Here is a 26541-nt window from a genome sequence, read left to right on the forward strand (position 1 = left end):
GGATTTCCCCTTGTTTACAAGGGGAAATTTCCGTATAATCAATACGGGGAGTGCAAAAGAGGAGGAACTAAATAAATGAAAGCATATGATATTATCATCATCGGCGCAGGCCCCGGCGGAATTTTTGCTGCCTACGAGCTGATGAAACAGAAACCGGACCTGAAAGTGGCTGTTTTTGAGGCGGGCCACATGCTGAATAAGAGAAAATGTCCCATTGACGGAGTGAAAATCAAATCCTGTATCCATTGCAAGAGCTGTTCCATTATGAGCGGTTTCGGAGGAGCGGGAGCTTTTTCTGACGGAAAATACAACATCACGAACGATTTCGGCGGCACTCTCTACGAGCACATCGGCAAACAGCCGGCCATTGAGCTCATGAAATATGTGGATGAGATTAATCTGATCCACGGCGGCGAGGGAACGAGACTTTATTCCACAGCAGGAACAAAGTTCAAGAAGATCTGCATGCAGAACGGCCTGAATCTTCTCAACGCTTCCGTTCGTCACCTGGGAACCGATATCAACTATGTGGTTCTGGAAAATCTTTACAATGAGCTTGAGAAAAAGGTGGATTTCTACTTTGACAAGCCGGTTCTGAAAATGGAAAAATTACCGAGCGGCTACCGCATTCACTGTGCGGATGAGTTTTTCGACTGCGATCAGTGTATTGTTTCCGTCGGAAGAAGCGGAAGCAAATGGATGGAGGAAGTCTGTAAGGAGATGGATATCCCCACAAAGTCCAACCGTGTGGATATCGGTGTCCGCGTCGAGCTTCCGGCCGTCATTTTCTCAGATCTGACCGATGAGCTTTATGAGAGCAAGATCGTTTACCGTACCCACCAGTTTGAGGACAATGTCCGTACCTTCTGCATGAATCCCCACGGTATCGTGGTAAGTGAGAACACCAACGGCATCGTCACCGTAAACGGCCACAGCTATGAGGGACTGGACAAGCAGACGGAGAACACGAACTTCGCCCTTCTTGTGGCAAAGCATTTCTCCGAGCCCTTCAAGGACAGCAACGGCTACGGTGAGAGCATTGCCCGCCTTTCCAACATGCTGGGCGGCGGCGTTATCGTACAGCGTTTCGGTGATCTGGAGCGAGGAAGACGAAGCAATGAGAAACGAATCGCCGAGGGGCTTGTAACGCCGACCCTGGCAGCTACGCCGGGAGACTTAAGCCTGGTACTGCCGAAACGGATCTTGGACGGTATCGTGGAGATGATCTATGCACTGGATAAGATCGCTCCGGGAACAGCCAATGATGATACCCTGCTTTATGGCGTGGAAGTCAAGTTCTACAATATGGAGGTTTCTCTGGACGAACATCTGGAGAGCATCTATCCGGGTCTCTACATCATCGGCGACGGAAGCGGCGTAACCCATTCCCTTTCCCATGCTTCCGCTAGCGGCGTTTATGTGGCAAGAAATATTGTTGAGCGGATGGAAGGAAAAGAAGCGTAAGATGCAGGAATTTCCTGTGTCTGAAAAAGAAGCCACGGAATAGGTAAGAAAATATTGGTGAAATTGAGAAGTGCTGTTGCAATCACTTATTTTGATGATTAGCAACAGCCTTTTTAAAATGCTGCAGCGGCGACCTTCCTATAAGCTTTATTTGACTGCATATCGCAAAATCCCCAAAATCTCAATTGCAGTCAATGAAACCACCAAAAATGCATGACCAAAGGAGGCCAGCCTGTCCCTTCGAATATTTTTTTGATGTCACCAAAATAATAAAAAAATCATTCTTTTCATGGAACATCTCTCCGCATCATGATAAAATGAAAAAAGCGAAATAACAGGAGGGTATTACGATGACAGAAAAAGAACTCAAGACTCTTCTTGCAGATATGACGCTGGAGGAGAAGGTGGATCAGATGAACCAGGTGGCAGCGGGAATGTTTTCCGGCGATATCACAGCGATGGGGCCAATGGCGGCGAAACTTTATCCGCCGGAGGTGCTGGCCCGGACTGGTTCCGTTCTCGGCGGCATGGGAGCGGAAGCGCTGAAAAAGCTTCAGAAAGAGCAGATCGAAAAGCAGCCCCACAAAATCCCAATGCTTTTCATGCTGGACGTGATCAACGGCTTCAAAACCGTTTATCCGATTCCACTGGGACAGGGCGCAAGCTTTGATCCGGAGCTTTCCAGGGAGTGTGCGGCTATGGCAGCGGAGGAAGCGGCCGTGAGCGGCGTTCATGTGACTTTTGCGCCGATGACGGACCTTGTCCGTGACGCGCGCTGGGGCAGAGTCATGGAGTCCACCGGTGAGGATCCCTATCTCAACAGTCTGTTCTGCGCGGCTATGGTAAAAGGTTTCCAGGGGGACGACCTCAGGGAAGAAGGTCAGGTGGCAGCCTGCGTGAAGCATTTTGCAGGGTATGGTGGAGCCACAGCGGGAAGAGATTACAATACGGTGGAGCTTTCCGAGCACACCTTCCGGGAATTTTACCTGCGATCCTATGAGGCCGGTGTGAAGGCCGGAGCCGCCATGGTCATGACTTCCTTTAACACCGTGAACGGCACTCCTGCTACCGGAAACCGCTGGCTCATGCGGAGGATCCTCCGGGAGGAGATGGGCTTTGACGGCGTTCTGATTTCTGACTGGGCCGCCATCGAGGAGATGATCCCCCACGGCTACTGCGCGGACAGGAAAGAGGCTGCGATCCGGGCCATCAGAGCCGGGGTGGATATCGACATGATGACCGGCATTTACAGCGAGCAGCTGGCAAAGCTGGTAAAGGAAGGCACGATTCCGGAGTCTCTCGTGGATGAAGCCTGCCTGCGGATTCTGACCCTGAAAAACAAGCTGGGTCTCTTTGAAAATCCCTTCAAAGATGCGGATGAAGCGAAAGAAAAGACCGTGATCCGCTCTGAGAAACACCGGGCTCTGGCGAAAAAGGCAGCGGCAGAATCCTTTGTCCTTCTGAAAAATGAGAAGAAAATCCTTCCGTTGAAAAAGACCAGCAAGATCGCTTTCGTTGGCCCCTATGTGAAGAGTCGGAATCTCTTCGGCTCCTGGTCTTTCATCGCCGAGGCGAAGGATGTGGAGAACCTCGAGGAGGCTCTGAAAAAAGTGGAAACCGAAGAAAATATGACTTTCAGCCGCGGCTCCTCCGTGCTGGGAACAGCCTTTAAGCTCCAGGGCTTCGAGGAGAGCGAAAAAGAGGACTTCACAGAAGAGGAAGAGCAGGTAATGTTGGAGGAAGCTGTGAAGGCGGCAAAAGAGGCGGAAATCGTGGTGCTTGCCGTCGGCGAGGACCGGCTTCAGAGCGGTGAGGCCGCCAGCCGGGGCTTCCTGGATCTTCCGGAAGTGCAGAAACGGCTGTTTGATGCGGTGACAGCGGCAAATGAAAACGTTGTGACGGTCCTTTTCTCCGGCCGTCCGCTGGACCTTCGGGAGGTTTCTGCAAAATCCAAAGCCCTTCTGGAGGTCTGGATGCCGGGAAGCGAGGGAGCCGCAGCCATCGTGGAGATTCTTTTTGGAGAACAGGCTCCCCAGGGAAAACTTCCCATGAGCTTTCCATACTGCGTGGGGCAGGTACCGGTACACTATAACGCTTACGCCACAGGACGTCCGGTGACACCGGAAAATGCTAGGGAGCGTTTTCATTCCAGATATATTGATATCCCGAATCAGCCGATCTACTCCTTCGGCTATGGCTTAAGCTATACGGATTTTGAAATCTCCAGGATCGCTCTGGATCGGGAAGAGATGAAGGCTTCGGAGACCATCCATGCCTCTGTGACCGTGAAAAATATCGGCGACCGGGAGGGCACAGAGACCCTGCAGCTTTATCTTCACGACCGAGCAGCTTCCGTGGTTCGCCCGGTGAAAGAGCTGAAAGGCTTCCAGAAGGTAAAATTGCAGCCGGGTGAGGAAAAGAAAGTAACCTTTGCCATCACCGAGGAGATGCTTCGTTTCCTCACCGAGGACGGCGTATGGGCCAGCGAGCCGGGAGCTTTCGACCTCTACATCGGCGGGGCCAGCAATACGGAAAATCAGGCAGTATTCAAACTGACGGAATAGAAAGGACAGAAAAATGGTAAAGATCGATCTGATCACCGGCTTTTTGGGAGCCGGAAAGACGACATTTATCCGGAACTATGCGGAATATCTCATGGGAAAAGGAGAAAATATCGGGATTCTGGAAAATGATTTCGGTGCAGTTAATGTGGATATGATGCTTCTGCAGGATCTGGAGGGGGAGCATTGTGAGCTGGAGATGGTTTCCGGGGGCTGTGATAAGGACTGCCACCGGAGACGTTTCAAGACGAAGCTTATTGCTATGGGCATGTGCGGTTACGATCGGGTGCTGGTGGAGCCCTCCGGTGTGTTTGATGTGGATGAATTTTTTGATGCTTTAAGGGAAGAGCCGCTGGACCGCTGGTACCAGGTAGGAAGCGTTCTTACCGTTGTGGATGCACATCTTTCTCCGGAACTTTCCGAAGAAGCAGATTATATTCTGGCTTCCGAGGTGGCAAATGCGGGAAAAATCCTCTTAAGTAAGACGGAAGATGCATCCCAGGAGGAGATCGTGGATACGAAGGTTCACTTAAACCGGGCACTGGAAGGCGTTCAGTGCAGCCGGAGACTGGATCCGGAGAAGGATATTTTCGGGAAAAAGTGGGAAGACCTGACCGATGAAGAATGGAAGGTTATTTCCGAAAGTGGTTTTCATGCAGAGAGTTGGAGGAAGCTGGATCTGAGTGAGGAGGAAGTCTTTCAGTCTCTTTATTTTATGGATCAGAAGACAGAGGTGGAGCGGGCTAAGACGATCGCAGAAAATCTTCTGAAGGATCCTTCCTGCGGAAAAGTTCACCGGGTCAAGGGCTTCCTGCTGGATGAAAGGGGACAGTGGCTGGAACTTAATGCCACCGCCCGTGAGCTGACGGTAAAACCGGTGGCTGTCGGACAGGATGTGATCATCGTCATCGGTGAAAAGCTGGACAAAGAGAAGATCAGTTCTTTTTTTGAAAATACAGTTGTTGTGCATAAAAATTCATGATAGACTATGGATGTTTGGTAATTGTGCAGGAACTGCTATCCTTTTGAAGGTACTGGACAGTTACGATGGTTGTGGGGTTGCGGAAGCTGCGGAGCAGCCAGGCAATTCGCAGGCAGGAAGATAAGTAAAGGAGAACGATTATGCCAGTATTTGATTTCAGCAATGCATCAACAGAAAAAACAGAAGATTCCGTTTGTACATATACCACCTTTGCATCCGATGAGAATACGACTTCTCCGGAGCAGCCGATCCTTGTGCTCGCCAACAGCGTGAGACAGTGGAAACATCATTCCTGCGGCGTTTTTTCCAATCCGGAGAAAAAGACCGCCTTTGAGTTCCAGGAGGAGGACGGCGTTCTGAGCGCGGACATCCTGAAAGTGGACGCCCGTTTCGTGAGCCTGATCCGGTGGCTGGGGGATAACCATATTCATGTGCGGCTTTCCGGCCAGAATACTTCCGGGGGCTATGCGGTTTATAAGATCCGTGAGACGGCTTTTGGAGGCGGCACGAAGCTTTCCGCCGAGGACGGTTTCCTGCAGTTTATGATCGAGCGGCTTCTTTCCAGCAATGCACCGGAGGAGGAAGCGGAGGACGAGGATCAGGAGGAAGCCGGAGATGAGATGAAGCTCACGAGCATTCAGAGCATCACAGATTTCATGACCTGTGCGGGCCGGACCCTGCCGGACAACATCCGTCTCTGGGCCAGAAGAAACCTGGCTGTGGCCCGCTCTCACGAGGTTTCCCCGGAGGAGCGCCGCCACGCTCAGCGTGCTCTTTCTATCATGATGAATGTGCAGTGGAAAAACAATTACTTTGAGGCCATCGATCCCGTGGAGGCCCGCCGGATTCTGGACGAAGAGCTCTACGGCATGGAGAAGGTAAAACAGAGAATCATCGAGACGATCATTCAGATCAACCGGACCCACACGCTTCCGGCTTATGGCCTGCTTCTCGTAGGCCCTGCAGGAACCGGTAAATCCCAGATTGCCTATGCGGTAGCGAGAATCCTTCGTCTCCCCTGGACGACTCTCGATATGAGTTCCATCAACGATCCGGAGCAGCTCACCGGAAGCTCCCGTATCTATGCAAACGCAAAACCAGGTATTATTATGGAAGCTTTCTCTGCGGCCGGAGAGTCTAACCTGGTCTTTATCATCAACGAGCTGGACAAGGCAGCCTCCGGAAAAGGTAACGGAAACCCGGCAGATGTGCTTCTGACGCTTCTCGATAACCTAGGCTTTACAGACAACTACATGGAGTGCATGATCCCCACTGTGGGCGTTTATCCGATTGCTACGGCCAATGAGAAGGACCAGATCAGCGCGCCGCTGATGTCCCGTTTCGCAGTCATCGACATTCCGGACTATACCGACGAAGAGAAGAAAGTCATTTTCTCCAAATTCGCCCTTCCCAAGGTGCTGAGACGGATGAGCCTTAAGGAAAACGAGTGCCAGGTGGCACCGGACGGACTGGATGCCGTTATCGAAAAATACAGAGATACAACCGGTATCCGTGACCTGGAGCAGGCAGCGGAGCATATCGCAGCCAACGCGCTCTACCAGATCGAGGTGGACCATGTTTCTGAGGTGGTGTTCCATGCGGATATGGTGAGAAGCCTCCTGGGCTAATGGGGACGGTTTTTTTGGCTTTTTATGTGTCCCTGTTGGTTTGATACAGTAAAAAATATCCTGACAGATCCTGCAGTTTTTACTCTGCGATCTGGTCAGGATATTTTTTTCGGCTTAATTAACTGTGTGGATCGAAGCCTTCTGGATGATCGGATAGCGCACCAGAGTGGAAGACTCCAGATCCTCATGGTTCATGTAGACCGCGGAGATCTGGCGGTTGTCGTAGGTGGTGTAGTAGTAGATGCCTTTGTCTGCGTTGCAGCAGGAGGAGTAGAGGGTGATCTCATACTTGCCGTTTTCGAGGAGGCAGCAGCCTCTCTGCTGTTCCACGGAAGTGAGGATGTGGAAAAACTGGCTGACGCTTTCCTCCTCAGAGTCCCCGGAGCAGGCGTTCATTTTCGTGAAAGCGGCCCGGATGAAACGGGACTGGGAAGAGAGATCGCCAGGAAGTCCGATGGCTCCCATACCGCGGCTGTAAGTCTTGAAAGGTAACTCTTTGGAAAAATGATTCTCCGGGGTGGCCGGGGAGAGCTGCATATAGTTGTTGAGCTGGAACATCTGATAGGGGAAGGGCGGATTGTTGGTGAGAACGCCGACGGGATTGTCGTAAACGTGAAGGCCGTCTTTCATGGCCTCCAGGGTGATGGATTCGGTTCGGTCGGAGATCAGCCAGTGGAGTTGGGCCAGGGGCAGCTTCTCACTGAAAGGAATGTTCGTGAGGTTCATGCGGGCGATGAGCTCCCGTGCCTCTTTTACGGAAGCGCACTGGCCGAGAAGCCAGGGGATCAGCTCAAACTGGGCCACATTGTCTTTTTCCGGGACAGGCTCCTGATAGGCGGCGTTGCCGACGAAGTTCAGGCCGGCGATGCATAAGCCCTTTTCGTTGACGGCGTCGTAATAGAGGGGATAATCCCCGGCAATATAGGCCATGCCGATCATGGCATAATGGGCAGTGAGCTCTTTTTCAAGACTGCGAAAATGGAAGGGATAGTTTCTCGGAGTGATGGTCACTTCGTCCCCGTAGGAAAATTCATAGTCCAGATTTCGTCCAAAATAAAAATCTCCGGTGAGATAGGTTGCTGCGGTACACATAGGAAAACCTCCTGTCTAAGATTTGCTGAAAGACACTATACTGCAAAGCAGCGGGGGATGCAAGGGAGATTTTCTGAAAAATGTATAAGGTTTTTATTATGTAAAACATAAAATAATACGCATTTACTTCTATATAAAATCTGCTATACTAGTACAGTGAATATTAAGTAACCGCCATATTGACTTGTCTGATTTTTCATCTGCTGCGTTGTCGTCAATCGACGTAGCCACCGCTACGCCTCATTCCTCCGCCTTGCATATGAAGAAATCATCCTGCATCAATATAGCAGATACTTAATTTTCACTGTACTAGAAACCGGAGGATTGCGTATGAAAAAGAAAAATTTGTTGTGGAAATTGTTTGTGTCTACGTTTTATATTAGCGCTTTTACCTTTGGCGGGGGCTATGTAATCGTAAGCCTGATGAAAAAGAAATTTGTGGATGAATATCACTGGATCGAGGAGGAGGAGATGCTGGACCTCATTGCGATTGCCCAGTCTTCGCCCGGGGCCATTGCCGTAAACGGGGCCATCGTTGTGGGCTACAAGCTGGCGGGAATGATCGGAGCGGCTACGGCGATCCTGGCGACGATCCTGCCGCCTTTTCTGATTCTGTCGATTTTGTCTGTTTTTTACAATGCGTTTCAGGATAATTTTCTCGTGAGTCAGATGCTGAACGGCATGCAGGCCGGGGTGGGAGCTGTCATCGCTTCCGTGGTTTACGATATGGGAAGAGGCGTTCTGAAGGAAAAAGATCCGCTCTCCATGGTCATCATGGCAGGAGCATTCATGGTGGTCTGTGTCTTTGAAGTGAATGTGATTTATGTGGTGATTGCGAGCGGCCTCATCGGCGCGGTGCGGACCTGGATTCAGGAGAGGAGGGCGAAAGCATGATTTACCTGCAGCTTTTTATCAGTTTTCTGCAGATCGGAATGTTCAGCTTTGGCGGCGGCTATGCGGCCATGCCTCTGATTCAGGGGCAGGTGGTGACACTGCATCACTGGCTTTCTATGGAGGAATTTACAGATCTTATCACGATCTCTCAGATGACTCCTGGTCCCATTGCCGTGAACTCGGCTACCTTTGTGGGCATCAAGATTGCCGGGATCCCTGGGGCGATCGTGGCGACATTTGGCTGTATTCTTCCATCCTGTGTGATCGTTACTCTGTTGGCAAAGCTGTATCTGAAATACCGGAACATGGGAATGCTCCAGGGGATCCTGGGGTCTTTAAGACCGGCAGTGGTAGCTATGATCGCTTCCGCAGGAATTGCCATTCTGATCACGGCTTTCTGGGGAGGACGGGCTTCTGTTTCCCTTCCGGATACGAACTGGAGCCTGGTGGTGATTTTTGTGATCTCCATGGTACTTCTCCAGAAATTTAAGAAAAATCCGATTTTCGTCATGGTGCTGGCAGGCGTTCTGAAAACCGTTTGGGCCTACATGGAAAAGGTGCTATGATCTGCCGGATGGCTCTGCTGATCCCGCAGATCAAGAACCGGGCGCTTCTGACTGCAGCAGCGGCGTCTCTGGTTCGGCGGACAGCAGGCCAGATGAAAAGATTTCGGAAAAGAAAAAGGACCGTCGCAGAAAACGGTCCTTTTTCTTATTGTCAGGTCAAAATAGCTTTAGCGTTGTGTGAAAAAACTCCCGTGATATAATAAAGGCAGGTTCACCAACCGTGAAGGTGGAAAAGCTCTCTTTTTTTCTGCTTTGTGTATATTGGAATAGTATTTTAAAATGAACCATGGTAGAATAAAGCAAAGATAAAACGAAAATTTTTAAATAAAATTTTGAAAATTACCGAAGGAGATCTCTGTAATGTTTATATTTTTATCCGTGTGTTCACTTTTAGTACCGTTATCTATGATTATATTGGGATATATGTGGAAAGATAAGCCTCCTAAAGATCGGCAGGGGAATTCAGGATATCGAACTACTATGTCAAGGATGAATGATGAAACATGGAGATATGCACACAGATGTTGGGGCGGCATAAACTTTGTTTTAGGAATTATTCTGCTGATACTATCTATTTTTATTTTGATCTTAACGAAAGATGATACAAACTTTGAAATGATTTCTGTTTATTTGGTGTTTTCACAATTAGGAATTATGGTGCTTACAATTATTCCGACAGAATTTTTTCTGCATAAGCATTTTACAGAGCAAGGAATGAAAAAATAGCTAACTTACGATTGGCGGAAATGAAAATTGGAATTTGGAGGATTGAATTATGTGGAATGAATTAGGTATAAGTGGAGGAACCGCAATTGTTATTTTGATTGCGCTGTATTTTGTTATCAAATGGGCAGTGAAAAATGGCATCCAAGAAGCCTACAGTGCTATCACTGGAAAGAAAACTGATGAAGATGAAGATATCCAAAACGAAAAAGAATTTGGTTTGGATGCAGAAGATAAGTAACTCCAAGCTTGTGGAAACGACTGAAAGGAGGCATTAGATGTTCTATATTGTTTTTGACTTTGCAATGGCAGTGATTATGCTTTTATTTGGAATATGGTTTTATAGGTCAAAAGGACAAGCATCTAAATTCTTGTCTGGTTATAATATGAAATCGGCAGAAGAACGAAAAAAATATGATGAAAATGCTATGTGTAAGGCATATGGGAAGAGAATGATGTTTATGTCACTTCCTTTTATTGCTGGAATGATTATAGATATTTGGTATATAGGAACTGGTTGTTTAATTGCATGGGCGATATGGTTTGTTATGTTTATTCTGTTGCTTATAGATAGACATAAAAGAGAAAATTAAATTTTCGGAGGGTCGAGACGTTACACTATGTAGAATAAAAAAATTTTGACATTCTCACAAATGCGTGCTAATATGATTATAGAAAAAGAGTGCTACCGATAGACGGTTAGTCCACATACTTATTGATTACAAAGATAACCGCTTAGCTTGCAGACAGGGCGGTTATTTTTGTGGTTTATGATTATCTTTGCCTAATGTATATCCGATACTAAAGCAGGTTAAGCCGAAGCTCACTACTGCTATGAAGTCAACAATACTCATTGGCTTAGCCCTCCTTTCCACTGGATTCTCTTGCGAGTTTCTATGTAATCAGAGGGTCACAGGTCTCCGTTTCACCTCGGTCGTTGCAAAACGAGTGCTACTAGCACTCTGCAACCCTCTGGAGAAGGACTAACCGCCTACCGTTATGGTAGCACCCATGTTTCGATTATAACAGTCAAGGTGGGAATCTGCAACCGGAAAGTTGACAGCTCATGAAAATCTGGCTGTGATACCATTTTGATACTAAAAAATAAAGAGAACAGAAATATAGCGTAGAAATCCTATAACACAGGACAATAAAGACACGAAAATCACAGAAAATAATGAGATTCTAAGAACCTCACAAACGTGAAGGTGGACGTACTGTAGTTATAGCATTTACATGAAATTTGCGATTACAGCAGTCCCTCCTCGATCAGCAATTCTATAACCCGGGCTTCACGCTCAAACATCATAGAGTTATGGAGACTGTTCCGCACATTACGATTCTTTTGAATTGCAATGTGTGGTTCGACAAATTCCAATGTAAAACTTTCCATTGCTTCATAATTGTCTAAGCACTGTGCAACAGTTTCGTTTTCAGCATCGCAGAGGTAGTAATAGTTATCCTGTACAAAGCATTCCGTTGCATCTTTATCACTTTTTTGAATACGATGCACATAGCCGTATTCTTTTACCGTATCAGGTCTGACCACCAAACCTGCTTCTTCACGAGTTTCACGTATCATCGCACGGACAGGAGATTCCTCTCCTTCCATTCCACCGCCTGGAAACTTGTAATAGTCATATTTTAAGCTATGGATCATAGCAATCTTTTTTTCGCGGATTATGATGCTTCTTGCCGAATTTCGCACAAACCTATGAGTGCAATTGTCATAATCGCGTTTATCCATTTCAAATAGTAACCTCATATAACCTCCAATAGAATGTGCTTCATTTCTGAGATAAAAAGCAAAACAGCCGACCGCTGTCAATGGTCAAGAGGAACGGCTGCGTCACCATTGACAGCGCCTGTCCGTTTTGCTTTTGGAAAATGCCCCAAATCCCTGAACGATTTCAGAGAAATCGGCTACGCTCCTGAAGAGCGGAATATCACGCCTCAAACAACGTACAGCCCATTTTTTTAAATTCTACGATCTTCTGGCGAAGCAGATCAACGGATACATTCAGGTACCGGCTGCTGCAGTCGATGCAGAAAAATTCTTCGGCGCCGCGGTTGTAGATCTTTTTGTGGAGGGCGATCTCGTCTTTGGTGAGAGAGCGCCCACATTCTTTACAGTGTGCCATTATTTCTCCGGTTTTACCAGCTCTGCGATGACAACCTGAGACTGGCAGCCGCGAAGGACGGCGGTGTAGGCATCCTGGAAGGTACCAAGCTCTTCGCCGGTGATGGCGTCGGTGATCTTCAGGAAAAGACCGGACTCGGAATGGATGCCGAGATCGTCAAAGCAGATGCTCATATGGCAGGGGCCTTCGGTCGGCTCGCCGATGTTGAAAAAGCCGATGGCCACGCGGTTCCCGGAGAGGATTTTGCCTAAGGTATAGTGTTTGTCACCGACATTCTCAATGAGAAAAGCAGGGCAGCACTCCCCGTCCTGGTTGATGGCGATGAGGCCTTTGTTCAGAAGAGTTGCTTTGTTGGACCCGTCAATGCTCCGGATATCGGCGCCGATGATCAGCGGGGAGGTAAGGAATGCCCACATGGCAAAGTGCTGGAGATACTGCTCATCGCTGCAACCGCCGATGCCGACGTTTCCTTTTCCGTGCATGCCAACGATAAGCATGTCCAGATCATTGTAGCAGCCGGGAGCGTTGCCCTCGATGTTTTCCACCTGCTGTTTGAAGATATCCTGATAGCTTCTCGGCACGTCGAAAATGTCTCCGGTGGAACGGTAGGTGTGAGCGCCTCTGGAGCGCATCCAGCCAGAGGGATCGTATTTACCCCAGTTGCAGGCGGCAAAAAGGATGTCGCGGCCGGTGTGGCGAAGGGCCATAGCCATCGTAAGATAGGCGTTTTTCGCATCGCCGCTTACCGGGAAGTTACAGAAATCATATTTCAGGTAGTCCACACCCCATTCGGCGAACTGGCGGGCATCCTCGAATTCGTGACCGTAGCTGCTGGGATAGCCGGCACAGGTCTTTGTTCCGGCACAGGAATACATGCCAAATTTCAGTCCTTTGGAATGAATATAATCGGAAAGTGCTTTCATTCCGCTGGGGAAAAGCTTTGGATCCGGAACGAGCTTTCCGTCCACACGCTCTTTTAAGGACCAGCAGTCGTCGATGATCACATACTCGTAACCGGCGTCCTTGTATCCGTCATTCACCAGCTGGTCTGCCATCTCCATGATCAGCTTTTCATTGATGTGCTCCCCGAAGGTATTCCAGGAGTTCCAGCCCATAGGCGGTTTCTTTGCAGTCATTAGAACCTCTTTTCCGGCAGATGTTTCTGCCTAAGTTTTATGGTGATTTTATTGTACCATTTTTGCAGGAAAAAGGAATGTCTGATTGACCGAATATTGTTCAAAAAAAGAAGTCCCCTGCTTCCATTACAAAAAGCAGGGGGGCTTTCTTCGTTACAGGATATCGATGTATTCTCCGGCCAGAGCCTTGTTCATGCTGCGGACAGCACAGAATTTTCCACACATGCTGCAGGTGTCGCTGTGGTCATCCTCAGGTCTGCGGCTGTCCCGGATCGCTTTGGCAGTTTCGGGATCCAGCGCACAGGCATATTGTTTTTCCCAGTCCAGTTTCTGACGGGCATCTGCCATACGGTCATCCTGGTCACGGGCTCCAGGGATCCCTTTGGCAATGTCTGCTGCGTGAGCGGCGATCTTGGAGGCAATGATGCCCTGTTTTACATCTTCCACGTTGGGAAGAGCCAGATGCTCGGCAGGAGTCACATAGCAAAGGAAGGCTGCACCGTTCATGGCTGCCACAGCTCCACCGATGGCAGCTGTGATGTGATCATAACCAGGAGCAATGTCGGTTACCAGAGGACCGAGGACATAGAAGGGAGCGCCCATACAGATGCTCTGCTGTACCTTCATGTTTGCGGCTACCTGATCCAGGGGCACATGACCGGGACCTTCCACCATGACCTGTACATTATGATCCCAGGCACGTTTGGTCAGTTCTCCCAGACGGACAAGCTCCTCGATCTGACATACATCCGTTGCATCGGCCAGACAGCCCGGACGGCAGGCATCACCGAGAGAGATGGTGACATCGTATTCCTCACAGATGTCCAGGATCTCGTCAAAATGTTCATAGAAGGGATTTTCCTCACCGGTCATGCTCATCCAGGCGAAGACAAGGCTTCCGCCACGGCTGACAATGTTCATTTTTCTTTTGTGTTTCTTGATCTGTTCAATGGTTTTGCGTGTGATGCCGCAGTGCAGGGTAACAAAATCCACGCCATCCTGCGCATGAAGACGGACCACATCGATAAAATCCTGGGCGGTCAGAGTCGCCAGATCCCGCTGATAGTGGATCACACTGTCATAGACAGGAACGGTTCCGATCATGGCAGGACATTCATGTGTCAGCTTCTGCCGGAAAGGCTGGGTGTTTCCATGGCTGGAAAGATCCATGATGGCCTCTGCACCAAGCTTTACAGCACTCATGACCTTTTGCATTTCGATGTCGTAATCTTTACAGTCACGGGAAACGCCAAGGTTTACATTGATCTTGGTGCGGAGCATGCTTCCAACGCCCTCCGGGTTCAGGCCGACATGGTTTTTGTTTGCACAGATGGCAACTTTTCCTTCGGCGACAAGCTTCATAAGAGCCTCTGTCGTCATGTTTTCTTTCTTTGCGACAATTTCAAGTTCCGGTGTCAGGATGCCTTTTCTGGCAGCATCCATCTGGGTTGTGTAATTTCTCATGCTTGTTTTGCCTCCTTCATGATTTGAGTCTGGAATCCTGGCGTCAGCAAAACACGGACAGCACGCATGAGCAGCCCGGAATACTGACGCCTGAAACTTCATCTTTTCAAGTGATGGTTTCTTGCCGGATGAGACCGGCTTTTTTAAAGCGGCACAAAGTGGTGTCCCCAATGTACCGCCGGACAGATGAAGTCTGGTTTTATCTGTCCTTCAAGGGTCTGTATCAGCAGACTCCCTGTTTTCTGTTTAATGAGCAGAAGAGAGCTCTCTCATGACGCCGCCCTTTTCCAGGACCGTGATCAGGAGGAACGCAAGGATGCTTCCTGCTACGGTGGAGATCAGGAAAGGTACAATGTAAACAAAGATACCGGCAGGTGTAAGGCCCATCAGATAAACAGCCACCGGATAAGCAGCGATGCCGCCGAGGATTCCGGTTCCCAGTGCTTCCGCAGCACAGGTAAGGCTCAGTTTACGGGAGAAATGGTAAACAAGACCGCAGCAGAGTGCGCCAACCATACTTCCCGGGAAAGCCATGAGACTTCCAAGAGCCAGAAGATTGCGGAGAAGGCTTGCGATAAAGGCAATGCCGATCCCCCAGAAGGGGCCTAAGGTGACAGCAGCCAGAATGTTGACCATATGCTGTACCGGGGCACATTTACTGCCGGCTACCGGAAAGCTGATAAAGCTTCCTACAACAGCAAGAGCGGTGAATACGCCTGCAAGTGCAATTTTTTTCGTTGAGAGATTGGTTTTCATGGACAATTTTCTCCTTTCAGTCGTCAGATGTTTAATAAGAAAGGATCCCCACCTGAATGGAGATCCTGCGCTGTCCAGAATAAAAAAAGAGATGCGGGGGGCACCTCTAAATAATCTTGGTATGTATTCCCTCCGTTGGCATTATCCAAATCAGGTTCCGGGTCGAAACGGAATCACGTCTCCTCTCAGCCGGCTTTCGCCAGCTCCCCTCTTTTCATGAAATTGTCCGGAAACATTATAACGCAGACAGAAAAAGTTTGCAAGCTGTTTTTCTGACGGAAAAAACAGGGTAGGCAAGAAGGAGAGAACGTGTTATCCTAAGGGTACAGTGTTTTCGAAAGAAACAGACGGAGGAAAAGAAAAATGAATTTTAGAGAAAGAAGAACAAAAATTTTTGATACCATGGAGGTGGATTCTGCGCTGATCCTTTTTTCAGGAATCGAGCTTCATGTAAGTGCGGACGAGTACCTGCCTTTTGAGGCAAACCGGAACTTTTTCTATCTGACCGGACTCCGCAGAGATCATATGATCCTGCTGATGAAAAAGACGGAAAAAGAAGAGAAAAGCATCCTTTTCATCGAGGAGGCGGACCCGACCCAGGAGCGCTGGTTCGGAAGAAAAGTCACTGTCTCCGAGGCACAGGAGATCTCCGGCATCGAGGATGTTCGTTTCCTGGATTCCTTTGAAGGAATGGTAAGCAGCATGATGGACAGAGAGGACATTTCCACCCTGTATTTCGACTGCTTCCGCTACCAATACGAGGATCTTCCGGACTACAACGCTGTAAAAGCGAAGGAGTTTGCCGACAAATATCCGGGCCGCAGGATCAAAAACATCGCTCCGACTGTCGCTGCTCTTCGTATGTGGAAGGATGAGGACGAGATCGAGCTGGTGAAAAAGGCCATCGACATCACGGACAAGTCTCTCCAGTTTGTCATGAAAAATCTGAAGCCGGGCAATACTGAATATCAGGCACAGGCTGATTTCGAGTATATGGTTCACCATCAGGGTGCCGACGGCACTTCCTTCCCGACGATTGCCGGAAGCGGAGCCAACGGAACCATGCTTCACTATGAGACCAACCAGGACGTCTGCGAGGACGGAACCCTTCTTCTCATGGATCTGGGAGCCAAATTTAACGGCTACTGCGCCGACATCACCAGAACTTATCCGGTGAACGGAAAATATTCTGAGCGCCAGAGACAGGTTTACGAGGTTGTTCTGGCAGCAAACCGCAAGGTGGCTGAGGTGGCAAAACCGGGCATGACCTTGCGCGAACTCAACGAGATCACCAAAGATGTGCTGGCTGAGGGCTGCATCCGCTTAGGTCTCATCGAGAACAAGGACGAGATCGGCACCTACTATATGCATGGCGTTTCCCATCATCTGGGCATTGACGTTCATGACGTGACAGTAGCAGGCAGCGAAAAGCTTCAGCCGGGAGCCATCATCACCGATGAGCCGGGCCTTTACATCGACGAGTGGGAGATAGGCATCCGTATCGAGGACGATATCCTGATCACCGAGGATGGCTGCGTTGTTCTTTCTGATGCGATCATCCGCGATCCGGACGAGATCGAAGCATTTATGGCACAGCAGAACAGATAATACAGATAATACAGAGAATTATGGGCGTGACATCGGTCGCGCCTTTCTTTTTTTACAAAACGGTTACAACTTTCCACAGTGGGTTTATGCTAAAATGGAACTGAGGTGAAAATATGCGAGGAAAAATTTTAGTGATAGAGGATGAAATGGCCATCAACGACCTGATTTCCATGAATCTGGAGGTGACGGGCTATGAGGTCGTTTCCTGTCTGGATGGGCTGGAGGCGGAGGAAACTCTGAAAAAAGAGGCGGATTTTGATCTGGCCTTGGTGGATATCATGCTTCCGGGAAAGGATGGCTTTGCGCTTTTGCCGGAGCTGAAGGCGGCAGGGATTCCGGTGATTTTCCTGACGGCGAAAGCGGATGTCCAGAGTAAGGTCCGGGGACTGAAAGAAGGGGCGGAGGATTATATTGTAAAGCCTTTTGAGATGCTGGAACTTCTGGTCCGTGTGGAAAAGGTGCTGGAGCGTCATCAAAAAGGGAGAGAAATCCTGAAAGTAGGGGATGTGGAGATTGACACGGAGAAGAGGAGCGTCACGAAGGCGGGGGAAGAGATTTATTTAAAGCCCATGGAATATGACTGTCTTCTGATGTTTGTCCGCCACAAAAACAAGGCACTGACCAGAGAACAGCTTTTAAAGGCTCTCTGGGGCGTGGACTTTGAGGGAGAGACCAGAACGGTGGACGCCCATGTGGGCAGGATCCGGAAAAAACTTGGTTTTCAGGACGTGATCCGGACCATTCCCCGGATCGGGTACCGGCTGGAGGTGGATGAGTGAAGCTTTTTAAAAAGTTGTTTCTGCAGATTTTTCTGGCGTTTCTGGTCTTGTCCCAGGCAGTGTTTTTTTACCTGCTCTATGAGTCAAGGCGGCAGGCGGTGGAGAGTATCCAGCACTATGAAAAGCTCAGTTTTCAAGGAAAAACAGGAGAACTGGACCAGAAACTCAGAGGCATGTATGAAACGGAAGAACAGGAAATACAGGACCGGATCGTGGCCAGCGCTTTCCGCCAGTATGTGGGAAGCCAGGGAATCCTTTACCGGGGGACGAAGGAGCTTTTTAACATCAGTGCCTATGAGTATGAGGTGGAAGATGTTTTTAAACGGACGGATGACAGGGAGAACGGGCTTCTCTTAAAGAACGGAGAGCGAAGGCTTTTACTCTTTTGGGATACGCTGACCTTTGGAAAAAATTACCGCGTTCTTTACTATAAGGATATAACGGAGATCTATCAGCGCTTTGATAAGCTTTTTCTGGAAGGGCTTCTTTTTACCGTAGGAGCCCTGCTTTTTATCGGAGTTTTTCTTTTTCATGGAATATACCGGACGATCCGGCCATTGGTAGAACTGAAAAAGACGGCAGCTTTGCTGGCAGACGGGAACTATGGAATCCGTCTGCCCGTCCGGGGAAAGGATGAGATCGCAGAGCTGACGGAGAGTTTTAACCAGATGGCAGAGAAGATCGAGGAGCATGTGGAAAAGCTTTCAACGGTCAATGAGACGCAGAGACAGCTTTTGGGAAGTCTGGCCCACGAGCTGAAAACGCCGATGACGGCCATCATCGGCTACGCGGATACGCTTCTGACGCTGCGCTTAAGCGAACGGCGGCGGGAACAGGCCCTTCAATATATTGGGGACGAGTGCCGGCGGCTTTCACGGTTGTCGGTGAAGATGCTGGAACTCACCGGCCTTTATGAGATGGGGGAGAGCACCATTGAGAAAAAAGAGGTGGAGGTGCTGCCTTTTCTCGAAAAAGTGAAGGAGCTTACGTTCTGGAGATTGCAGGAGAAAAAGCTTTCCCTAGAGATTTCTTGCACTCCAGAGGATCTTACGAAGACCATGGACCAGGATCTGATGATGAGCCTTGTAATGAATCTGGTGGATAATGCCGTGAAGGCTTCTAAAGAAGGCGGGAAGATATGGATTCGGGCGGATGAGAGGGAGCTTTCAGTGAGAGATGAGGGAAAAGGGATTCCGCTGGAAGACCTGGCGCGGGTGACGGAAGCCTTCTACATGGTAGATAAAGCCCGGGCACGGAGCGCGGGAAGCGTGGGACTGGGGCTGGCGATCTGTGAGGAGATTGCGATGTTGCACGGGGCGCGGCTTTCCCTGGAAAGTGAGGAAGGGAAAGGAACTTGCGTTCATTTATTTTACTAAAAACGGCAAAGGGGGAAAACATTAGCAAGGGGGCAAACCATCAGAGTTGCGCCAGTCCTGGTTTTCCCCCTTGCAACCCCCTTTCCAGGGCACGCAGAAAATAAGGGGCTTATGTCAGACTGGGAGTGCGTGAAATGACGGGTGGGTATGGATTTATAGGTAAGCAACCACAATTCCCCCTGTTGTCATTCCACATCTGTCGAACACCTCTTTCCTGTTGACGTAAGCCCCATATTTTTTGACTTTAAAGGGCCACGAGGGGGAGGCTGAGGGGGAGGGCGGCCCAGGAGCCGTCCCCCTCGCATATGTTTTCCAACGGCTTTCCAAAGCCGAACTGCGGTTACAGAACGGTTACAACTCAGCGAGGATTTTGACAAGGGAGCTGTGATAGGCTAAGAGCAGAAAAAAGGTCAGGAGGATTAGATATGAATAATAGAAGAATTTTCAGCATAGCCGGAATCATCATAATAGCCGGAATGCTGGCAGGCTGCGCGAAGACTCCAGAGAGCTCTCTGGTGCGCCAGAAAGGCGCGGCAAGCCTGAAAAATTATGAAGAAGGCGAGACTCTGGCAGCGCAGGAGAGCACGACCGGGACGGAGAACCCTGATGATCTGGAGGCAGACAGCACCGGGACGGAGAACAGCACAACTGTGCCTGGTGACGCGAGCGGCACAGAAACAGCTGAGACGCCCCAGTCCAGTGAGACCTCTTCCTCTGTGCTTCGCAGCGCCCTCGGAGCTCCGGAGCATTATAGCAGCGAGGTGAAAGATGAGACAGGAAAACTTCAAATCCTGACAGATGCCGATGTGGAGATTCCGGAGGCCTCGAAGGTGTCGGCGATTTCAGTGAGCCAGCATCCTCTGGATCAGGCGCTGATGGATCAGGTGACGGAGGCGTTCCTGCCGGATGCGGTGTTTTATTCACAGGAGAGTTATTATCAGCCAACAAAGCCGGAATTGCAGAAAAAGCTGGAAGAACTGAAAGGGTATCTGGCAGAAGGCAATCTGGATCCCTACGGCTACGGGACGGATGAAGACGGGAGTCTGGTTTATGATATCTACAACGCCATTGAAAACGCAGAGAATGCCTATGAGGAAGCGCCTGAAGAAAAGCAGCTGCAGGAAGTTCCTGCAAAACTGAATCTGGAAAAGGAAGATGGCCAGGGCGGCACTTACATAGATGAAAACCGCTTTATGGGAACAGCAAAGACGGAAGACGGGAAATGGTATGATTATGCGGTTTTTGGCTATTCCAGCATGCCTGTGAACATAAGAATCTCCAGGCTCTATGAAGAATTTTCCAATCTGGATACCAGTTTCTGGGCAGGCTATGGAGGATTAAAAGATACGACAGAGGTTCCGGATGAAGAGACCATAAAAAATGATATCGGGATCAGCTTCGAGGAAGCAAAAAAACTGGCGGATGAAAAAGTGGCAAAACTCAATATTCCGGACATGGTGATGGGAGAGTGGGAATATGCGCTTCTCTGGAATTCGGATACGGAAACAGGGGGATACACCAGAGAAAAACAGATCGCTGCCGGTTATCAGTTCCACTATGTGCGGAAGATCAACAAGATTCCCATCACTTATACCATGGAATATGGCGGCGGTCTTGAGAGCATGGAGAGCGAGATGGAAACCTGGTGCTATGAGGTGCTGGATCTTGTAGTGAATGCGGATGGAGTGGAATATCTGGAGTTTGATAACCGTTATGACGAAGGGGAAGTGAAGACAGAGAATCTGAAGCTGCTGTCCTTTGATGAGATCATGAAGATCTATGAGAAAATGATGCTGGTTCAGAATGCGGATACTCTGAATTATGAGCAGGAACGGATCTACCATATCAACCGGATCACCTTTGGCTATACCAGGATCTATGAACCGGCCAGTGATCCAAAAACCGGTATTCTGGTTCCCGCCTGGGATTTCTTTGGCGGCTTTGAGAGTACCTATGAGGGCGTTACCAGCACAAATAATATGACTTATCAGAGCTATCTTACGATCAATGCGATCGACGGAAGTATCATCGACAGGAACCTGGGGTACTGATTATGAGGCAGGTACTGGCAGCAGCAAAATTTTCCTTTAGGGGTTTCTGGAAAAATCCCCGGGTGGTTCTGACCTTCCTTTTGGGATTCGTGCTCTCGTATCTTTTGAGTACCCGGATCATGGTGGTCATCGAGGCTTACCACACGCCGGTGCAGGCGGTGGAACCCTTTCTATGGACCTTCGGGGACAGCACGGCGATCCTTTTAAGCTCCCTTTTGCTTCTGCTGCTTTTCTCGGATCTTCCTGGGCTGACACCGGTTTCGCCCTACTATCTGATCCGGATGACCCGGAAAAAATGGCTCGCCGGGGAACTTTTCTATGTGGCGGCGGCAACCCTCCTCTATACGGGCTTTATGCTTCTTTCCACAGTGCTCCTCTGCATGAAAAACAGCTATGTGGGAGATATCTGGAGCGAGACGGCGGCCATGCTGGCCTACTCCAAGCTGGGACAAAACTTGAGCGTTCCCTCCACGGTGAAAGTCATGGAGAGCATGCCGCCTTATCTCTGCATGGTTCAGGTGGCGGCTCTGATTTTTCTCTATTCCCTCTGCTTAAGCTTCGTGATACTGGCGGGAAATCTGATCTTTAAGGGGAACAAAGGGATGATTGCCGGTCTTCTTTTCAGCGGTTTCGGCTTTCTCCTGGATCCGCAGACGATCGGGACCATTCTGGGGCTGGAAAGCTATGAGATGTACAAGGTCAATGTGCTGGCGGGGTGGGTGAGCCCCTTAAGCCATGCAGTCTATGCCCGTCATAATTTCGGTTACGATCGGCTGCCCACAGTACGACAGTCCCTGCTGGTCTTCGGCGGCCTGCTGCTGTTTCTGGTGCTGATTTCCCTGAAAGCGCTGAAACGCTATCCCTTTACTTTTCTGGGAGAAAAAGAATGAGAACGGAGATCAAACGGATGCTTTCCGGGAGAAATTTCTGGGCGGCTGTGTTTCTGGGAGTGCTGGGAATCGGCTTTGGGGCGGTTTATCCGAAACTCGGGGAGGAATTGCTTCCGGCCTGGAATTTTCTTTCGATGGAAAAGAAAGCCTTTTATTCGGAGACGGCCTGTTTTTTTGTCCCGCTGGCTGCTGTGCTGCCCTGGAGCGATTCTTTCTTAGGAGAATGGAAGGGCGGTTTTCTGAAAGCGGTTCTTCCGCGGACCGGAAGGCTGGACTATGTTGGAAATAAGGTTGTGGCTGTGGCACTCAGCGGCTTTTTGACCTGGTTGCTGGCCGGTGTGCTGATTTCATTTGGCTATTTTGTGGTCTTTTTCCCAATAGAACAGCAGGGGAGTTTTCCGATGGAAGAGGGACGAGAGTTTCTATACATCCTGCTCCGGCTGGGGCTTCTGGGCGGAATCTTAAGCACCCTCGGAGGGGCGGCTGCGGCTGTTTGCCGGTCGGTATACCTGGCCTGGGGCCTGCCCTTTGTGGCCTATTATTTCTGCATGATTCTCCACGACCGGTATTTTGCTCAGGCCTTCTGGCTCTACCCGCCCCAGTGGATCGAGGGGAGCGGCGACTGGGGTGAGGGAAAGCTGGGACTGTGGCTGTTTCTGCTGGTGTTTTTGCTGGGGGCGATGGCAGTCCATGGGATGGCGCTGTATCGGAGGGTAGAGGAAATCTGAGATTTTCATCTCGGCGGTTGCAAAATACTATCGTCAATCCGATTTATCAGGGCGTGATTTTATCAAGTATGAACAGGAGGCAGCATATGACAGAACCCTGCGTGGAGATCGAGGGCGTGACGAAACGCTTCGGAGAGGATCTGGTATTGAAAGAAGTCAATCTGGTCATGGAGAGCGGGAAGGTTTATGGCATTGTGGGAAACAACGGTTCCGGCAAGACCGTTCTCATGAAATGTATCTGCGGGTTCCTGCCGCCCAGCTCCGGCAGAATCCGGGTCTTTGGAAAAAGGATCGGCGTGGACCGGGATTTTCCGGAGTCTCTCGGTGTGATCATCGAGACACCGGGCTTTCTCACGAATCAGACCGGCATCCGGAATCTCAAGATTCTGGCAGATTTAAACCGGAAGATTGGTGAGACAGAAATCCGGCAGGTTCTGAAACGGGTTGGCCTGAATCCGGATATGAAAAAGCCTGTGGGGAAATATTCCCTCGGCATGCGTCAGCGTCTCGGCATTGCCCAGGCCATCATGGAGGATCCGAAACTTCTGATTCTGGACGAGCCCTTCAACGGCCTGGACAAAAATGGCGTGGCGGAGATCCGTTCCCTCCTTCTGGAACTGAAAAAAGAAGGAAAGACCATCCTTCTGGCCAGCCACAACGAGGACGACATCCGGATTCTCTGCGACCGGGTGTATGAGATGGATGGCGGGATCTTAAGAGAAAGGACGATGGAAAAGGATGAGAAGTAGAAAGATAGCCGGAGCGTTGGCGGCGGTGCTGGCAGTCATGCTGACAGCAGGAGCGACAGATATGAAAGCGTTGGCGGCAGAAGAACAGAATCCGGAGTTTACGGTGGAGGTACAATCCGAGGTTTTGAATAGGGAAGACAACTTTGCACCCGTCCCTGAGACAGTTGCTCAGTCATCGTCAGAGAGCGATACAGCTGCGTCCAAGATATCATCCGGGAATCCCGAACCAGTGACAGAATCGGTGACAGAAGCTCCGACGCCTGCCGGGTCATCCAAACCTGCCACAGAACCAGCTGTTTCCGTTCCACCGGAAACGACCACACCTGTGACTGAGCCGATTATACCGGCGACTGAACCTACGCCAGAAGCTCCGACACCAGTCACACCATCTCCCGAGCCATCCGTCCCCGCCACGGAACCCGTTACCGAGCCCGTTACCGAGCCTGTAACTTCCGCTCCATCCACTGACCCGGCCACTCCCACCCCGCCGGAAACCACTCCACCCGCTACAGAATCTCCCACCTCCACCTCCCTTCACCTCGGCATCGACAACCGCCATCTCTACTCCGACATGGAATCTACCTATTCTCAGGGCTACACACCTTCCACCACGGTGAGCTCTGCCACGCTGGTGGTTCCCTTCACGGCGGACGGCCCTCTGAAAAACGACCGCCTCACGGTGAGCCTCGAATTTGACTCCTCGGGCACGGTTCCCTTCGAGATGAAGAACTACCAGAAGGATGTGGACAAAAAGACCGTCTATTTTGATCAGAAGGGAAAGGCCCTCAAGGAAAAAGCAGGGGCCGCGGAGATCGCCGAAGCCTATGTCTATCGCGTGAAGCTCCAGTTTCTCTCGACGGCGGAGCCAGGCCAGTATCCCGTCACCGTGAAAGCCCTGGGCTATACGGAAAAAGGCGAGAAAGTCACGTTGGAATACCGCCTGTTCGTCCGGATTTCGGAGAAGGATGACAGCGATGTGGTGGTCATCGGCGGTGACGAACCCAACGGAGGAGGCGGTGACTACAGCGGCGGGGGCGGCAGCGCGGAGACGGAAAAAATCATCCATCAGCCTAAAATGCTTCTGGATACTTGTAACCTGTCCGGCAAAACGCTCGAAGCGGGAAGCGAGGAGACTTTGACGGCTGCCTTTCAGAACCGGAGTCTTTCTGAGGAGATGTACAACCTGAAAATTACAGCCGCTTCCTCATCTGCGGGCCTGAAACTCAGGAAAAATTCCTGGTATTTTGCCAAAGTTTCCTCGGGAGAAAATGCGACGCTGGAAAGCCTTCTCACCGTGGCAAAAGACGCGGAGAGCGCGGAAAATACGCTGACCTTCACCTTTGAATATGAGGATTCCAAGGGCACGGCCTCCACAGGTACGGAAACGTTGAATCTCACCGTCACCCAGCCGGTAAGGATGGAACTCGAAAGCGCCGATTTTCCGGCGGTAGTCTATGCCTCGGACACGGAAGAACTCACCGTAAAAGCGCTGAATTTAAGCCGGACGAAGGTCTATAATGCCAGAATCAGCCTTTCCGGTACCGGCCTTTTCCCGACGGAAGAAGTTTTCCTGGGGAATCTCGACGCGGGGACGGAAGGGGAAGGCGTCATGAAGGTTTATGTGGGCACCCGCACGATGGAGGCCATCGGAAACGATCCGGGTACCACGGACGCGGAAAAATACGGCCCGGTGAGTGGTACCCTGACATTGACCTACGAGGATGCCCTCGGCACGGTCCATGAGGAGACGAAGGATTACCAGACGGAAATCAAAAAAGCCCAGATTCTTTCCCTCAATGTCGCCGAGGAAAAAGAAACGGGCAATTCCTGGTGGTATTCGATTTTCGCTGTGGTGACGGTTTTCCTGATTCTTCTGATTCTGGCCCTCATCGGAAGCCTACGCCGAAAATCCCGTCTTCTTAAGGAGGCGGGCCGATGAAAAAAGGCTGGCTGGTCTTTCTGGTTCTTCTTGCAGCGGCAGCGCTGACTCTTTCGGGAATCCTTCTGGGGAAATTTTCCCGGGAAGAGAAGATTTTTCAGGAGCAGGCGGCCTTAAATGGAATCGTTTACGATGAGGCTTTCCTGGAAGAAGCGGCAAAGCTTCCTGGGATTCAGTCCGTCGAGCCGGTGGTTTCCCTGCCCGTCCAGCTGAAAGTCGGGGAATACTCTGTGGAGACGGAGCTTCTGGGAGTGGAGCTTACGAACCTTCATTATCAGGCAGAGAAGGCTTCCGATACCGCTTTGGGGAGAACGCCGGCGCTTCTGATCGGAAAGGAGGCGCTCTTCGGCCTTGTGGATGCCAACGGCCATGCAATCTCAGAAAAGCGCCTCGGCCAGCTGCTCGAAGAGTATCAGGAGCTTTCGATCACCGCCTCCTTTTCGAACCGGCCGGAACAGACCTTTTCCTGCCGGGCAGCAGCGGTCTTAAAGGAACCAGCGGATAAAATCTATTTTTCCATCGACCAGGCAAAAGCGCTGGCAGAGCAGTATGGCCAGCCTTTTTCCATCAAGGAAGTTCTTCTCACGGTGAAAGGGGAGACGAACTTCCGGAAGGCAAAGGAAAGCTTTGTCCCGACGAAGGAAGGCTTATAAAGTGGCCATGGCCTGAAAGCCGTGAAGCACAAATTCGGCCGCAATGGTGGCCATCTCGTCAGCGCTCCGGTGCATATCGCCGGAGATCCAGTTTTCAATGAGGCCGATACAGCCGGAAATGCAGTAGGAGTAGAAAAACTCCAGCGTTTCCGGCTCTTTGTTCGTCCTCGATCTGCTGGACCGATTTTTCCTGCATCAGTTCGATGAGAGCGGTCTTCAGAAGGTTCTGTGTCCGCATGACGCTGCGATTCTGTTTTTTCATTTTATTGTTCTCTTCCATAATCGTATCCTTTCGTTTTCAAGACAGAATGTCAGAATCCGTTCAAAAATAAACAAGTGTTAATATTCGCAGGCAACGAGC

26 protein-coding genes are annotated in these 26541 nt (G+C 50.1%); 18 read left to right on the forward strand and 8 right to left on the reverse strand.

From position 1 onward, the window contains the following. The first annotated feature begins 75 nt into the window (after window positions 1-75). The 4 genes from LKD71_RS09350 (at window position 76) to LKD71_RS09365 (ending at window position 6635) form a co-directional block, all read left to right on the forward strand. A complete protein-coding gene (locus LKD71_RS09350) occupies window positions 76-1464 on the forward strand; it encodes an NAD(P)/FAD-dependent oxidoreductase (RefSeq protein ID WP_227615200.1) in 1389 nt (462 codons plus the stop codon). A 350-nt stretch (window positions 1465-1814) separates the two neighbouring features. Beyond that, window positions 1815-4028, forward strand: a complete 2214-nt coding sequence (gene bglX / locus LKD71_RS09355) for a beta-glucosidase BglX (RefSeq protein WP_227615201.1) — start codon at window positions 1815-1817, stop codon at window positions 4026-4028. Window positions 4029-4041: 13 nt separating this feature from the next. After that, the gene (locus LKD71_RS09360) at window positions 4042-5007 is read left to right on the forward strand and encodes a GTP-binding protein (protein WP_227615202.1); all 966 of its coding nucleotides are present in this window, start codon (window positions 4042-4044) and stop codon (window positions 5005-5007) included. Window positions 5008-5147: 140 nt separating this feature from the next. Beyond that, window positions 5148-6635, forward strand: a complete 1488-nt coding sequence (locus LKD71_RS09365) for an AAA family ATPase (RefSeq protein WP_227615203.1) — start codon at window positions 5148-5150, stop codon at window positions 6633-6635. Between the two features lie 114 nt (window positions 6636-6749). Here the strand turns inward: LKD71_RS09365 and bsh are convergent, their stop codons facing one another. Beyond that, on the reverse strand, window positions 6750-7727 hold the full coding sequence (bsh, locus tag LKD71_RS09370; protein WP_227615204.1) for a choloylglycine hydrolase: 978 nt from the start codon (window positions 7725-7727) through the stop codon (window positions 6750-6752). A gap of 330 nt (window positions 7728-8057) precedes the next feature. Here bsh and LKD71_RS09375 point away from each other — a divergent pair, with 330 nt between their 5' ends. The 5 genes from LKD71_RS09375 (at window position 8058) to LKD71_RS09395 (ending at window position 10503) form a co-directional block, all read left to right on the forward strand. Then, window positions 8058-8621, forward strand: a complete 564-nt coding sequence (locus LKD71_RS09375) for a chromate transporter (RefSeq protein ID WP_227615205.1) — start codon at window positions 8058-8060, stop codon at window positions 8619-8621. After that, window positions 8618-9187 carry a chromate transporter gene (locus tag LKD71_RS09380; RefSeq protein ID WP_227615206.1) on the forward strand — a complete coding sequence of 190 codons (570 nt, stop codon included), beginning with the start codon at window positions 8618-8620 and terminating at the stop codon, window positions 9185-9187. The genes LKD71_RS09375 and LKD71_RS09380 overlap by 4 nt, the downstream gene beginning before the upstream one ends. Window positions 9188-9547: 360 nt before the next feature. After that, window positions 9548-9913 (forward strand): SdpI family protein, encoded by a 366-nt coding sequence (locus tag LKD71_RS09385; RefSeq protein ID WP_227615207.1) that lies wholly within the window; start codon window positions 9548-9550, stop codon window positions 9911-9913. 49 nt (window positions 9914-9962) lie between these two features. Further along, complete coding sequence (locus LKD71_RS09390) at window positions 9963-10151, forward strand: DUF6019 family protein (protein ID WP_117764142.1); 189 nt, start codon at window positions 9963-9965, stop codon at window positions 10149-10151. Window positions 10152-10188: 37 nt separating this feature from the next. Beyond that, window positions 10189-10503, forward strand: coding sequence for a DUF3784 domain-containing protein (locus tag LKD71_RS09395; RefSeq protein WP_227615208.1), 315 nt, complete (start codon window positions 10189-10191; stop codon window positions 10501-10503). A 656-nt stretch (window positions 10504-11159) separates the two neighbouring features. On the opposite strand, the gene LKD71_RS09400 is transcribed toward LKD71_RS09395, so the two are convergent. From LKD71_RS09400 to thiW, 5 genes are all read right to left on the reverse strand, one after another. Further along, complete coding sequence (locus tag LKD71_RS09400; protein WP_227615209.1) at window positions 11160-11675, reverse strand: NUDIX domain-containing protein; 516 nt, start codon at window positions 11673-11675, stop codon at window positions 11160-11162. Between the two features lie 181 nt (window positions 11676-11856). Continuing rightward, on the reverse strand, window positions 11857-12051 hold the full coding sequence (locus tag LKD71_RS09405; RefSeq protein WP_227615210.1) for a hypothetical protein: 195 nt from the start codon (window positions 12049-12051) through the stop codon (window positions 11857-11859). Continuing rightward, window positions 12051-13187, reverse strand: coding sequence for a glycoside hydrolase family 27 protein (locus tag LKD71_RS09410; RefSeq protein WP_227615211.1), 1137 nt, complete (start codon window positions 13185-13187; stop codon window positions 12051-12053). Before LKD71_RS09410 ends, LKD71_RS09405 begins: the two co-directional genes overlap by 1 nt. Window positions 13188-13340: 153 nt before the next feature. Next, a complete protein-coding gene (gene thiC, locus LKD71_RS09415; RefSeq protein ID WP_227615212.1) occupies window positions 13341-14651 on the reverse strand; it encodes a phosphomethylpyrimidine synthase ThiC in 1311 nt (436 codons plus the stop codon). A gap of 246 nt (window positions 14652-14897) precedes the next feature. Continuing rightward, window positions 14898-15407, reverse strand: a complete 510-nt coding sequence (gene thiW, locus LKD71_RS09420) for an energy coupling factor transporter S component ThiW (RefSeq protein WP_227615213.1) — start codon at window positions 15405-15407, stop codon at window positions 14898-14900. Window positions 15408-15770: 363 nt separating this feature from the next. Here thiW and LKD71_RS09425 point away from each other — a divergent pair, with 363 nt between their 5' ends. The 9 genes from LKD71_RS09425 (at window position 15771) to LKD71_RS09465 (ending at window position 26180) form a co-directional block, all read left to right on the forward strand. Further along, window positions 15771-17015 (forward strand): aminopeptidase P N-terminal domain-containing protein, encoded by a 1245-nt coding sequence (locus LKD71_RS09425; protein WP_227615214.1) that lies wholly within the window; start codon window positions 15771-15773, stop codon window positions 17013-17015. A 113-nt stretch (window positions 17016-17128) separates the two neighbouring features. Further along, complete coding sequence (locus tag LKD71_RS09430; protein WP_178045881.1) at window positions 17129-17794, forward strand: response regulator transcription factor; 666 nt, start codon at window positions 17129-17131, stop codon at window positions 17792-17794. Beyond that, complete coding sequence (locus tag LKD71_RS09435; protein ID WP_227615215.1) at window positions 17791-19170, forward strand: sensor histidine kinase; 1380 nt, start codon at window positions 17791-17793, stop codon at window positions 19168-19170. Before LKD71_RS09430 ends, LKD71_RS09435 begins: the two co-directional genes overlap by 4 nt. 425 nt (window positions 19171-19595) lie before the next feature. Next, window positions 19596-21221 carry a DUF6034 family protein gene (locus LKD71_RS09440; protein ID WP_227615216.1) on the forward strand — a complete coding sequence of 542 codons (1626 nt, stop codon included), beginning with the start codon at window positions 19596-19598 and terminating at the stop codon, window positions 21219-21221. Between the two features lie 2 nt (window positions 21222-21223). After that, window positions 21224-22111, forward strand: a complete 888-nt coding sequence (locus tag LKD71_RS09445; RefSeq protein ID WP_227615217.1) for a hypothetical protein — start codon at window positions 21224-21226, stop codon at window positions 22109-22111. After that, on the forward strand, window positions 22108-22839 hold the full coding sequence (locus LKD71_RS09450; protein ID WP_227615218.1) for an ABC transporter permease: 732 nt from the start codon (window positions 22108-22110) through the stop codon (window positions 22837-22839). The genes LKD71_RS09445 and LKD71_RS09450 overlap by 4 nt, the downstream gene beginning before the upstream one ends. Window positions 22840-22925: 86 nt before the next feature. Beyond that, entirely contained in the window at window positions 22926-23588 is a 663-nt protein-coding gene (locus tag LKD71_RS09455) for an ABC transporter ATP-binding protein (protein WP_227615219.1), read from the forward strand. Then, entirely contained in the window at window positions 23578-25527 is a 1950-nt protein-coding gene (locus LKD71_RS09460) for a COG1361 family protein (protein WP_227615233.1), read from the forward strand. The genes LKD71_RS09455 and LKD71_RS09460 overlap by 11 nt, the downstream gene beginning before the upstream one ends. Further along, window positions 25524-26180 carry a hypothetical protein gene (locus LKD71_RS09465; protein WP_227615220.1) on the forward strand — a complete coding sequence of 219 codons (657 nt, stop codon included), beginning with the start codon at window positions 25524-25526 and terminating at the stop codon, window positions 26178-26180. Before LKD71_RS09460 ends, LKD71_RS09465 begins: the two co-directional genes overlap by 4 nt. On the opposite strand, the gene LKD71_RS18690 is transcribed toward LKD71_RS09465, so the two are convergent. Both LKD71_RS18690 and LKD71_RS09475 read right to left on the reverse strand, forming a co-directional pair. Next, window positions 26175-26324 (reverse strand): TetR-like C-terminal domain-containing protein, encoded by a 150-nt coding sequence (locus LKD71_RS18690; protein WP_227615232.1) that lies wholly within the window; start codon window positions 26322-26324, stop codon window positions 26175-26177. The genes LKD71_RS09465 and LKD71_RS18690 overlap by 6 nt on opposite strands. Continuing rightward, window positions 26275-26442, reverse strand: a complete 168-nt coding sequence (locus LKD71_RS09475) for a hypothetical protein (protein ID WP_227615221.1) — start codon at window positions 26440-26442, stop codon at window positions 26275-26277. Before LKD71_RS09475 ends, LKD71_RS18690 begins: the two co-directional genes overlap by 50 nt. Between the last annotated feature and the right edge of the window lie 99 nt (window positions 26443-26541).

This window comes from Fusicatenibacter faecihominis, from assembly GCF_020686945.1.
Classification (GTDB): Bacteria; Bacillota; Clostridia; order Lachnospirales; family Lachnospiraceae; genus Limivivens; species Limivivens faecihominis.

Coding starts and splice junctions, on each gene's coding strand:
- LKD71_RS09350 (WP_227615200.1), top strand. CDS start 76: ATGAAAGCATATGATATTATCATCATCGGCGCAGGCCCCGGCGGAATT.
- bglX (WP_227615201.1), top strand. CDS start 1,815: ATGACAGAAAAAGAACTCAAGACTCTTCTTGCAGATATGACGCTGGAG.
- LKD71_RS09360 (WP_227615202.1), top strand. CDS start 4,042: ATGGTAAAGATCGATCTGATCACCGGCTTTTTGGGAGCCGGAAAGACG.
- LKD71_RS09365 (WP_227615203.1), top strand. CDS start 5,148: ATGCCAGTATTTGATTTCAGCAATGCATCAACAGAAAAAACAGAAGAT.
- bsh (WP_227615204.1), bottom strand. CDS start 7,727: ATGTGTACCGCAGCAACCTATCTCACCGGAGATTTTTATTTTGGACGA.
- LKD71_RS09375 (WP_227615205.1), top strand. CDS start 8,058: ATGAAAAAGAAAAATTTGTTGTGGAAATTGTTTGTGTCTACGTTTTAT.
- LKD71_RS09380 (WP_227615206.1), top strand. CDS start 8,618: ATGATTTACCTGCAGCTTTTTATCAGTTTTCTGCAGATCGGAATGTTC.
- LKD71_RS09385 (WP_227615207.1), top strand. CDS start 9,548: ATGTTTATATTTTTATCCGTGTGTTCACTTTTAGTACCGTTATCTATG.
- LKD71_RS09390 (WP_117764142.1), top strand. CDS start 9,963: ATGTGGAATGAATTAGGTATAAGTGGAGGAACCGCAATTGTTATTTTG.
- LKD71_RS09395 (WP_227615208.1), top strand. CDS start 10,189: ATGTTCTATATTGTTTTTGACTTTGCAATGGCAGTGATTATGCTTTTA.
- LKD71_RS09400 (WP_227615209.1), bottom strand. CDS start 11,675: ATGAGGTTACTATTTGAAATGGATAAACGCGATTATGACAATTGCACT.
- LKD71_RS09405 (WP_227615210.1), bottom strand. CDS start 12,051: ATGGCACACTGTAAAGAATGTGGGCGCTCTCTCACCAAAGACGAGATC.
- LKD71_RS09410 (WP_227615211.1), bottom strand. CDS start 13,187: ATGACTGCAAAGAAACCGCCTATGGGCTGGAACTCCTGGAATACCTTC.
- thiC (WP_227615212.1), bottom strand. CDS start 14,651: ATGAGAAATTACACAACCCAGATGGATGCTGCCAGAAAAGGCATCCTG.
- thiW (WP_227615213.1), bottom strand. CDS start 15,407: ATGAAAACCAATCTCTCAACGAAAAAAATTGCACTTGCAGGCGTATTC.
- LKD71_RS09425 (WP_227615214.1), top strand. CDS start 15,771: ATGAATTTTAGAGAAAGAAGAACAAAAATTTTTGATACCATGGAGGTG.
- LKD71_RS09430 (WP_178045881.1), top strand. CDS start 17,129: ATGCGAGGAAAAATTTTAGTGATAGAGGATGAAATGGCCATCAACGAC.
- LKD71_RS09440 (WP_227615216.1), top strand. CDS start 19,596: ATGAATAATAGAAGAATTTTCAGCATAGCCGGAATCATCATAATAGCC.
- LKD71_RS09445 (WP_227615217.1), top strand. CDS start 21,224: ATGAGGCAGGTACTGGCAGCAGCAAAATTTTCCTTTAGGGGTTTCTGG.
- LKD71_RS09450 (WP_227615218.1), top strand. CDS start 22,108: ATGAGAACGGAGATCAAACGGATGCTTTCCGGGAGAAATTTCTGGGCG.
- LKD71_RS09455 (WP_227615219.1), top strand. CDS start 22,926: ATGACAGAACCCTGCGTGGAGATCGAGGGCGTGACGAAACGCTTCGGA.
- LKD71_RS09460 (WP_227615233.1), top strand. CDS start 23,578: ATGAGAAGTAGAAAGATAGCCGGAGCGTTGGCGGCGGTGCTGGCAGTC.
- LKD71_RS09465 (WP_227615220.1), top strand. CDS start 25,524: ATGAAAAAAGGCTGGCTGGTCTTTCTGGTTCTTCTTGCAGCGGCAGCG.
- LKD71_RS09475 (WP_227615221.1), bottom strand. CDS start 26,442: ATGAAAAAACAGAATCGCAGCGTCATGCGGACACAGAACCTTCTGAAG.